10 protein-coding genes are annotated in these 10232 nt (G+C 47.0%); 3 read left to right on the top strand and 7 right to left on the bottom strand.

Going from position 1 to position 10232, the window contains the following annotated elements:
- Positions 1-306 precede the first annotated feature (306 nt).
- The gene (locus ACO6VE_RS20110) at positions 307-1443 is read left to right on the top strand and encodes a hypothetical protein (protein ID WP_422463090.1); all 1137 of its coding nucleotides are present in this window, start codon (positions 307-309) and stop codon (positions 1441-1443) included.
- Between the two features lie 55 nt (positions 1444-1498).
- Here ACO6VE_RS20110 and ACO6VE_RS20105 read toward each other — a convergent pair whose 3' ends face one another.
- The 3 genes from ACO6VE_RS20105 to ACO6VE_RS20095 are packed head-to-tail and all read right to left on the bottom strand — an operon-like array spanning position 1499 to position 1973.
- Complete coding sequence (locus ACO6VE_RS20105) at positions 1499-1561, bottom strand: hypothetical protein (protein WP_422463092.1); 63 nt, start codon at positions 1559-1561, stop codon at positions 1499-1501.
- Between the two features lie 30 nt (positions 1562-1591).
- Positions 1592-1720 (bottom strand): hypothetical protein, encoded by a 129-nt coding sequence (locus tag ACO6VE_RS20100; RefSeq protein WP_422463088.1) that lies wholly within the window; start codon positions 1718-1720, stop codon positions 1592-1594.
- Positions 1689-1973 (bottom strand): phosphatidylserine decarboxylase, encoded by a 285-nt coding sequence (locus tag ACO6VE_RS20095; RefSeq protein ID WP_422463087.1) that lies wholly within the window; start codon positions 1971-1973, stop codon positions 1689-1691. The genes ACO6VE_RS20100 and ACO6VE_RS20095 overlap by 32 nt, the downstream gene beginning before the upstream one ends.
- Positions 1974-2485: 512 nt before the next feature.
- Here ACO6VE_RS20095 and ACO6VE_RS20090 point away from each other — a divergent pair.
- Entirely contained in the window at positions 2486-3634 is a 1149-nt protein-coding gene (locus tag ACO6VE_RS20090) for a hypothetical protein (RefSeq protein WP_422463085.1), read from the top strand.
- Here the strand turns inward: ACO6VE_RS20090 and asd are convergent.
- From asd to ACO6VE_RS20075, 3 genes are all read right to left on the bottom strand, one after another.
- Positions 3627-4499 (bottom strand): archaetidylserine decarboxylase, encoded by an 873-nt coding sequence (asd, locus tag ACO6VE_RS20085; protein WP_422463083.1) that lies wholly within the window; start codon positions 4497-4499, stop codon positions 3627-3629. The two genes, ACO6VE_RS20090 and asd, sit on opposite strands and share 8 nt — an antisense overlap.
- Before the next feature lie 198 nt (positions 4500-4697).
- Positions 4698-5531 carry a sulfurtransferase gene (locus ACO6VE_RS20080; RefSeq protein ID WP_422463081.1) on the bottom strand — a complete coding sequence of 278 codons (834 nt, stop codon included), beginning with the start codon at positions 5529-5531 and terminating at the stop codon, positions 4698-4700.
- 143 nt (positions 5532-5674) lie between these two features.
- Complete coding sequence (locus tag ACO6VE_RS20075; RefSeq protein ID WP_422463080.1) at positions 5675-7303, bottom strand: hypothetical protein; 1629 nt, start codon at positions 7301-7303, stop codon at positions 5675-5677.
- A gap of 584 nt (positions 7304-7887) precedes the next feature.
- Between ACO6VE_RS20075 and ACO6VE_RS20070 the strand changes: the two genes are divergently transcribed.
- Positions 7888-8643, top strand: a complete 756-nt coding sequence (locus ACO6VE_RS20070) for a hypothetical protein (RefSeq protein ID WP_422463078.1) — start codon at positions 7888-7890, stop codon at positions 8641-8643.
- 22 nt (positions 8644-8665) lie between these two features.
- Here ACO6VE_RS20070 and ACO6VE_RS20065 read toward each other — a convergent pair whose 3' ends face one another.
- Positions 8666-9862 carry an ADP-ribosylglycohydrolase family protein gene (locus ACO6VE_RS20065; protein ID WP_422463076.1) on the bottom strand — a complete coding sequence of 399 codons (1197 nt, stop codon included), beginning with the start codon at positions 9860-9862 and terminating at the stop codon, positions 8666-8668.
- Positions 9863-10232: the final 370 nt, after the last annotated feature.

Below are 10232 nucleotides of genomic sequence, written 5' to 3'. Positions count from 1 at the left end.
GGTTACAAGACTCCTTATGAGGCATTCAAGGAGTTAACCGGAATAGATGCAAGAAAAATCATGGGTTATGCATTTATGACTTGAATTCAGGAGTAATGAATCTCTATACTACACTGTTTTTATTTGTGCATTTGAAGCCATCTGTATTTAGCATTCCCTGATGTTTAATGGTTGTAAAAAAGCAGAGGTGTTTCAAATATTTGTCAGGATGAGTCACCAATATTTTCATTTGGTTGCACTTTTTGGTCCAGAACTGATTGATCCAGATCTGACTAACAGTCAAACAACTTATTGGGTGGAATTGTTGTGGATATTCGAGCAAACATATCCTCTCTGACAGAGAGTCATCAGGCCCTTACTTCAGATAATAATTCAGCGGAGGTAAAAGGTTCAGAAAATATATCAAGCCCTTCATACTTCTCAGGGAGAGACATTAAAGTAACTGCTCAAGAAAGACTGACAAATTCCACATGCGATCCTCTACAGTCCAGTAAAGCCGCTAAAATAATTACAAAAACTGAGGTTTTGCCAGGCAAAAATGTGCAGTTACACGTTAAACAACAAGCGACAGTTTCTGTTCAATCCCCAATGTCATCTCCCGTTGTGTCAGGACAACCGTCACAAATCCCTGCCCGGAAAATGGCCAGCCCTCGCTCTTTATTGTTTTCACCAAAGGAGTTGGCCGATCAAATCCGGCTCAAGACCATTGAAGAGTTGCAGGCATGTAAAACCTTACCGGTATTTTATGTCGACCTCCCCTATAAAGCGGTCCGTTTAACTGAGTCAGCAAAACAACGTATGTATGACGATGGCCTCTCTACTGAGGACGTGAAAAACGCTCTCCATCTCACCACTGGTAAATCTGCGCTCAATCAAACACCTCACCTGAGTTTTAACCATTTTTATTACATCGCTAATCACAAGGTAATTGTTCATCTTATGAAATATGCTGAGAATGATAACCGTCCCACTGCATTTAAGCCTGGGATCGACGTGTTTGAATATTTCAGTGAATATAAACAACAATGGCTGCCTGCCGAGGCAGATAGGAGTTTTGATTATCCTGAACCGTTAATCGACCCAAGATACATTCAGGTGGAGGAAATTCAAAGTCTTGAAGGAGGTGGAAATATGCTTACAACGGATGATGAAAAGTATTTAGCCGATAAAGTGGCCGAGTGCTTAACCGGAACTCTTGCCGTTATTTGCCATACCCTGCATAGTCCTGTGTCTGACAGCGAAAAAGTTGCCTTCCTTAACGATTTGATCAATCCGGAAACGACGGCACCTTCCCCGGAAGATGATTCGGTCGAATGTGGAGGAATGCAGAACAAACGTCTTTCAGCAACTGAGTTCCTGACACGGATTCGTTACGCTCCCGGAGGTTCTGAATACCAGGCTCTATGTGATAAAAATCCCCACTATAAAGAAGGCACTATTTGATGTCAGGAGCATCGACCCGGGTCAGGGCCTCCCCCATCTTGATCGACAGGCCGGGTTACGAGTTTTCCAGCCACTCAATCTGGTCTTTGCCAAAGAGCACAATCGCAGTGGACCCCAGTTTGAAGCGGCCCAGTTCATCACCACGGCTTTATTCAACCGACTGGCTCGCCTCACCATGGTAGTCTTTCGGGGAGAGGTAAATGGTGGCAAACTTTCCCCCCATAAATTCCTGCCCAAGCTCCAGATCACCACAGCAGTTCGACCAGACTGTAGTCATGGCCTTTGGCCTGAAATATTCTGCCGTTCTTGATATCCCCCATCTGACTGATGACACCATCGGCCGGGCTGACAATCATCTCCGGGTCTTCGGGTAAAGGACGGGCTCCCTTCTTTAATGACCGGGTAAAAAAGTCGTTGAAGTGACGGTACTCTTCAGCGCCTTCCCGTTTCGCTTCACTCATATTGACGTGATAGCGATCGATAGCCCAGCGAATCAGGCCATTTTTGAACCATGGAATCTGGCATTCCACAAAACAGAATTGGTGTCAGGTCTTTCTTTGTGCATTAAAGTAAGAAGTGTGGGGGCGGGTCTTTGTTTGTACATCAGTAGTTATGATAAACGACATTTGTTTTTCAAAAAGAAAAACCTGACCCCAGATTTCGTTCGCCTGCCTGACTGTGCCATGCCTGTATCGCCCACTCTCTGAAGCACTGACATGATCGTCGGTTGTTTATAATCATTACCGGATATCGTGTGTTTCCAACTTATACCAGCACCGCCTCTATCCATACCTGAATTCAGGATTTTAAAATTATTTCAATTACCAGATTTCATGAGGAAAGTAATGGAGCTCCATACTACACTATGATCTTTATATGCATTTGAAGCCATCTGCTCTTAGCATTTACTGATATTTTCTGGCTGTCAAAAAGCAGAGGTGTTTTAATTTTTTGTCAGGATAAATTTCACATATTTACAATTGGTTGCGCTTTTTGGTCCAGAACTTACTAACAGTCAAACAACGTATTGGGTGGAATTGTTGTGGATATTCGAGCAAGCACATCCTCTCTGAAAGAGAGTCATCAGACCCCTGCTTCAGATAATAATCCTGCGGAGGTAAAAGGTTCAGAAGATATATCAAGCCCTTCATGCTTCTCAGGGAGAGACGTTAAAGTAACTGCTCAAAAAAGACTGGCAAATTCTACATGCGATCCTCTACAGCTCAGTAAAACCCCTAAAATAACGACAGAAACTGAGGTTTTGCCAGGCAAAAATGAGCAGTTACACGTTAAACAACAAGCGACAGTTTCTGTTCAATCCCAAATGTCATCTCCCGTTGTGCCAGGACAACCGCCGGAAATCCCTCCCCGGAAAATGGCCAGCCCTCACTCTTTATTGTTATCACCTAAGGAGTTGGCCGATCAAATCCGGCTCGAGACCAATGAAGAGTTACAAGCATGTAAGACCTTACCGGTAATTTATGTCGGCCAACCCTGTAAAGCGGCCCGTTTAACTGAGTCAGCAGAACAACGTATGTATGACGATGGCCTCTCGACTGACGACGTGAAACACGCTCTCTATCTCTCTCCCGGTAAATATGGGCTCGACGAAGCAGATGAGTATCATTTTGACCGTTTTTATTTCATCGCTAATCACAAGGTAATTGTTCATCTGATGAAATATGACTATTTTGATTTGCGCAAACCCAATGTGTTTAAGCCCGGGTTCGACGTGTTTGAATATTTCAATGATTGGGAACAAAAATGGCTGCCTGCCGAGGCCCGAATGAGTTTCGATAACACTCCTGAACCGTTAGTCGACCCCAGATACATTCAGATAAAGGTAATTCCAGATGATGGCGCAAATGACATTCAAACTCGTGTTACAACGGATAATGAAAAGTATTTAGCCGATAAAGTGGTCGAGTGTTTAACCGGGACTCTTGGCGTTATTTGCCATACCCTGCATAGCCCTATGCCTGACAGCGAAAAAGTTGCCTTCCTTAGCGATTTGATCAATCCGGAAACAACGGCCCCTTCCCCGGAAGATGATTCGGTCGAATGTGGAGAGACGCAGAACAAACGTCTTTCAGCAACTGAGTTTCTGACACGGATTCGTTGCGCTCCCGGAGGTTCTGAATACCAGGCTCAATGTGATAAAAATCTCCACTATAGAGAAGGCACTAATTGATGACAGGCGCACTATTGACCTGGGCCAATGCCTCCCCCATCTTGATCGACAGGCCGGGTTGCCAGTTTTCCAGCCACTCAATCTGGTCTTTGCCAAAGAGCACAATCGCAGTGGAACCCAGTTTGAAGCGGCCCAGTTCATCACCACGGCTTAATTCAACCGACTGGCTCACCTCACCATAGGTGGTGGTAGCAACCTGCCCCCTTTGTGGGGTCACCAGACCGGCCCATACGGTCTCAATACTGGCAACATTGATTGCCCCAACCATGATGACTGCCATGGGACCGTATTCTGTATCAAAAATACTGACCACCCGTTCGTTCCGGGCAAAGAGATTGGGGATGTTCTCAACGGTCCCCTGGTTTACAGAGAAAAGGCGTCCGGGCACATGGACCATCTTATGCAGGGATCCGGCCGCAGGTATATGGACACGGTGGTAGTCTTTCGGGGAGAGGTAAATGGTAGCAAACTTTCCGCCCATAAACTCCTGCCCAAGCTCCAGATCACCACCCAGCAATTCGACCAGACTGTAATCATGGCCTTTGGCCTGAAATATTCTGCCGTTCTTGATGTCGCCTATCTGACTGATGACACCATCGGCCGGGCTGACAATCATCTCCGGGTCTTCGGGTAAAGGACGGGCTCCATCCTTTAATGACCGGGTAAAAAAGTCGTTGAAGTGGCGGTACTCTTCAGCGCCTTCCCGCTTCGCTTCACTCATATTGACGTGGTAGTGATCGATAGCCCAGCGAATCAGGCCATTTTTGAACCATGGAATCTGGCATTCCACAAAATAGTACACAGCCCTGGAGATCAGGTGATGAGGCAGTACATACTGGATAGCTGCAAACAGTTTTTCTTTCACGGTGATGGAATATCCTGTGGTTAAAATAGGTATCTGATAAGAGCCTGTCGTCTATTTGTAAGGGATCATGCCAGGCTCTGAAGGTTGTTCAAATGAATCAAGACAATGGTTCTCGAAAAACAGGAAAGTGGCAGCCATTGTAATTCATGGCATGACTGCCTGCACCTTCGGTGATTGCTGTGTTTGCTTATTAACTACTTAAGCAACTGGTGTATGAGGCAGGTTCCCCCATTCAGACCATGAGCCGTCATAGGCTCTGACCGATTTAAAGCCAAGCGCTTTAGCCACAAGATAGGTAAACCCTGAACGGTGATGGGCCTGACAGTGGGTGATGATTTGTTGATCTCTTTTAATACCAAGGGCATCAAGCTCCGCCTCCAGCCCTTCTTTAATTCGATAGTTCTTTTCCGGGTCCATGGCTCGGGTCCACTCAAAATTAATGGCTCCGGGAATATGGCCAGCTTTTTGTGCCATGACCTTTTCTCCGCAGTATTCTTCTGGAGAGCGTGCATCCCAGATAGTGAACTCCGGGCTCGCCAGTGTTTCAAGGATGAAGTCGCAGCTGGCAATAACACGGTCATCAATCGTCAGGGAAACGTCGGTGGAAGCTCTCACGTTGGCCCCGGACTCTCTTGGATGGCCTTCTTTCAACCAGGCATGGATACCACCATTGAGATACGAATATTTCCGGTGACCAATAACATCCAGCGTCCAGATAAAGCGCCCCGCCCAGCCACCGCCTTCATCATCGTAAACAATAAAGTGCTCTTCGCCGGTAAAGCCCAGCTCACTGAACAACGATTCCAGTTGACTGAGCGCTGGCAGTTTGCCACGGGCCGGTTGCGTTCCTGCAACCAGCTGATGGGGTGGCACATGGATGGCCCCGGGAACATGAGCCTGTTGATACAGCCGGGGATTACCAAGATCAATAATAATCAGGCGCTCTTTTACTGACGCATGGTCTTCAGCAGTGAGTATGGATTCCAGAACATCTGGTTCAAGGATAAGTGGCAGCTTGTTATTGTCAGTCATATTACGTCCAGGGCGTTAAATATCAGGGCCTGTTGTTTGTGGCTCTCTGCATTAGAGGTTCTTATGGTGGCCCGCATGTCAACCTGATAGATAGCTATGTCGGGCAATTCTGCCTGAACAACCCTATCCAGTACCAGCGTATTTTAGTGTTTATCCCGCATAAAATTGGGAAGTTTCTTTGCTTTCAGAAAACGGTCAATTTTATTTTTCTGTGACTGTTTTAATCCGTAGAACAGTTGCGGATTGTCTGTCAGCAGTTTTTTCAGCAGGTCGACGTTATCAGCATTAATGAGCTGTTTGCATTGTCTGGCAAATGTTATTGGCGAGCTGCTGTTGTCTGCCAATGTGCTCAGACATTCCCCGGAATTGTTTTTGCCAGCCTCTGATGGCGTAGCTGTCGATGGCGCAGCAGGTTGGTTGCTGGAGAGGGGGGCGGTGGTCTTGTTGTCTTTTTTTTGCTTTCGCTGTGTTTTGGCTGGCGATGGTCTTTGTTTTGCTTTGGCCAGATCATCAGCGGCGGTTGAACTGGCAAGCGCCTTAATGGTTTGTTTCAGGCATTTTTTTTGCCGGGTAACACTGCCATCCAGTATGCCGATTGGGCCGCTGTCAAGCTGGACCCTGGCCAGGGCCTGCTGGAATGGGTGTTCTTTGGGGATAATTCGCTCCATGCTTTTGAAAATACTCATGGGGCGAATCTCTCCTTTAGCCGTTTTGACTTTCGGAACAATCAGTTTGTCGTTTTGTTGCCGCCAGTAGCCGAGCTGCTCGAATAACCGGATAATCACTGGCTCAGAGCCGTTTGGCGAAGGCCGTTGTTCCGGCTGATAGTATTCACACAGGGAAAAAAGCAGGGTGCTCACAAAGTTGCTGCTGGCCTCTACGCCCTGAAAAACAACACTATGGATAATAGCGAAAGTGTCACCACCATGGCTGAGGGGATAGGAAGCCTGTTTAAGAATCAGCGGGATGTTGTCCGGATAGCTCACACCGATCCTGGCATATAAATCCCAGCTTTTCTGGTTCAGCTGCTCAAAAGTGAACGGATTCGGTTCTTCCGGACTCTGGCCATTCACACGAACATCGTCACTGCTTATCTGGGTAATACGTCGGCTTATCGCGTTCAGGTAACTTAGCCAGAAATGGTCCACCAGCTGATGATCCCTCTGACTACTGTCATCAGGTGCGTTTTTCTGGTCAGCCGGTTTGGTGTGGTGCGTTGAAGACCACCCCGATGGCTGACAGCCCGTGGTGGATCTGGAAGGTTCTGATGCCAATCCCCTAAGTCGCTGAAGCAATATTTCTCTGAAGGCCTCGACCAGTTCGCCGGTTTGCTGGAAACTGAGGTCTTTAGGGAAGCGGTGGCTTAGCGCAAGCCATTGCTGGCAAATATCGTGCAGCTGTTCGGGAATCTGTTTTTTGACAACAGGCGAAGTTCCGGGCAAAGAGAGCCCAACACAGGAAGCAGCGTCTGGAGCAGCAACTGTCTCTTGAGCAGCAACTGACTCTTGAACAGCGATGACCTCAGGAGCAACTGTTTCAAGAGCAACTGGCTCAGGAGCAACTGTTTCAGGAACAGCTATTGATTCAGAAACAGCAACTGTGAGTCGCTCAGGGAGCCGCGTTGCCTCAAAAGTGTTTTGGGGTTGACTTTCATCCGATACCATAAGTGGGCTGACCGCAGAGCCAATACTGAATCTTTCGTCATGTTCCACCGGCTCTCTTGCCAGGGACTTGAACCAGTAAAATCCACAGTCTGATGTTAATGAGTTCATTGCAAATTGCCTGAAGAGCGAACCATCATGTTAGTACATGGTTTCAATGAGTTTGACGTGTACCATCTCCGTTCACCCTGAGCGGAGTCGAAGGGTGCTTGGCACGATCTATCAGAGTCCGGAGTTTACGCCCTTCAACAGGCTCAGGGCGAACAGAGTGCGGAGGCACGACAACCCATAAAACTCATTGAAACCGTGTACTAGTTGTTATTAAAAGGTTGGATTCAATTTTATAAAGTTCGACTGATTTTTATGCTTAAAGTTCAATTTTTCAAGACCTGCGTCCAAAGCATAAACAAATTGCAAACCAGTGGCAGTTCTTGATTCTTGAATGTGTGCATAAAAATACCTGACTCTCAACTACTGTAACTGCGTTTATAGTCAGCCATTTTACTAAAAATACAGCAGTAAAACTTTTCCACCTGGAAGCCGGAAATATCCATTATATCATGAAACTTTCATTTGGATCAGTGGTCAGAGTCGACAGAGTTTCACCTTGCCCCATGAATTCTCATGAGCGTTGGAAACGCTTTGAACATAACCCCTTGTCATCAACTTGATTATTTAGAATATGAGTAATTGTTATGACTTCACCCATATCAGCATCAACTTACCGAAAAATGGCATGGCAAGAACAACAAAATCCTGAAGAAACCAAGGATGCCACGGCAAACACAGGTGCCTCAGCAAAGTTTAATAATTTATCGGCTGAAGAAGTTGTGCCACAGGCTTCTACCAAAATACCGCCACCTGATTTTTACCCATTCAAGTCACAGTACGAAAAAGATTGCTTTGATGAAAGCATTTGCATGCAATCAGTTACATCATCATCAGGTCCTCCTCCGCTTGAATTCAGGAATATGATAAAAATTGAACGCCGGAAAAACACCCTTATGCATCAGGACATGTTGAAATACAACCTGGCATTCGATGGATTATTGCAGAAAGATAATTACTCGAAATGTAACAATAAAGTGAAAGAGTTTACAGGTGTTTATGTTTTCAATGGTATTGATTTGAATCATGGCCGCCAGCTTCGCCCCCTTAAAAATCTTGGTCCAAAAGATCCACATTCAATATATGCTGGTCAATTTAACGATGGCACGTTTTTCCTCCTGGCGTTGAATCCGATCCAGTGTGAAAGGCTTTTTAAAGCCGATTCTCACAATAATGTCGGGTACTGTGGTGAATCCTATCTCGCCCAGAGTGGCGGAGAAAACACTCATTCCCTCTATTGCGGAAAGACCTACAAAGAAGCATTAGAAACGTTTGAGTTGGCTTGTAAAGGTAGCGTTGTAGCTGACAACATCAGAAAAGTGCTGGGATTTGAGCCTGACTAAAAATGTAATCAGGCAATCTTTGCTAGTGATTTTGACTGGCTACCTCCCTTGCCAGGTTTTCCAGCTCGTCACCATTGCGTAATTCTTTTAACAGCCGTTGCGGTATATTGCTGATGCCGTTTATGGCTCCGGCGATGGCTCCGGTCAATGCTGCTCTGGCCATATTATTGCCACCGCCATTGCTGGCGGAGAGGGTAGCCATCTCAAAATCAGTCGGGAACCGATACATCAGGTAGTAAGCGGCGGGCAGCAAGTGCATAACCTGACAGTCCATACCAAAGAGATGACTGACGTACTTCGGCTCTGGAATACTGACCAGGTCCGGACGGCGGGCGATGCTACCATTGACCGGGGTTATGAAGCGGTCGAAGCCACCAACAACAGGGGCAATGGCAGGGTTACGAGCCATCGACTTCAGGTAATCTTCCAGCTCATCAACAGTGATGCCATTGATCAACGCCTGGATAACCAGACCGTAGACGATATGGTTACCCCTGACAAAGTGATCACGGTAAAACACCTGCAGCAGCTGGTCCGCTTCACGGGCAAAATCTACAGGGTCGGAGATGGTGGCAGCAAGGGGAACGAGCAGCAATGCGCCGTCAGATGTATCATTGGTCGGGACGAACGAATGCATGTCGTCCCAGTCTATACCCCGGGCTCGATATTTCAGTAAGGCTCGGTGAAGACTATCGGTGTAACGTCCTGAGAAGGCCTCCCCACTGAGCGTGGCATATAAGGTATCCAGACGCCGGAAGAAGTCATTGCCCACAAGCTGTTTTTTTTCATGCAGGCTCTCCAGCAACAACGTGTAAATCTGCCCTGTCTGGGAGAGATCGCCAGCGCGTAATCCCTGTTCGTAACGAAACCGGCTGACGTTGGCGAACCGGTGATCGCCGTCGGGTTTGGGGTCAACATAGTGGTCAACCCAGGTGCCGTGCTCCCTGTGCAGGGCGTCCATATCATAATACCACTGCGTCCCCAGCCCCAGTGCATCACCAATCAGTACACCCATGATGGCACCCGCGGCCCGATTGATTCTGGCCAGATCCTCAGGATCTGCTGGCGTGCTGATCGACTCGTTGTCAACAGCTTCAGCTGTGTTGTTTTCTGGCGTCTGGGTTGCTGTGGCAACGGTAGCCAGGGACAGAAGGATGAGTACCAGCCATCGTTTGATGACAATGTTTATGCTTCTGAAAGTAGCTATTTTTGCCAACATGAGTTACTCCCGTTACTGATGCATGGTTGCAATAAATTGGTGTTTACGGCTTTGTTCGTGCCCAGAATGAAAAGTTTTAACATTAACTCCAGGCATTTAACCTAACCATCAAGTTAGCAGGCCTGACGGAATCAAACAGAGCATCTTGCAGGTGCTCCTCAAATTTGAGCATGGATTGCCTGATGCTTTTTTGGACGGGAACTAATTATTGATCGATTGGTCAAATCCGTTATTTCATAAACTGCCCCGAATCTCCCATACGACCACAGGGATTTAGTAGTCAGGGCGACGCAGGATGCCAAAGCCGGGAACCTTGTCGCCCGCAGCGGCAAAAGACATGGGAGATCGGGAGCACGTTTATGAGATATCC

Origin of the sequence: Endozoicomonas sp. ALB115 (assembly GCF_049310245.1) — a bacterium.
Lineage (GTDB): Bacteria > Pseudomonadota > Gammaproteobacteria > Pseudomonadales > Endozoicomonadaceae > Endozoicomonas.
The sequence above is the reverse complement of the archived record's forward strand: the minus strand, read 5'-3'. Positions and strand labels throughout refer to the sequence as shown.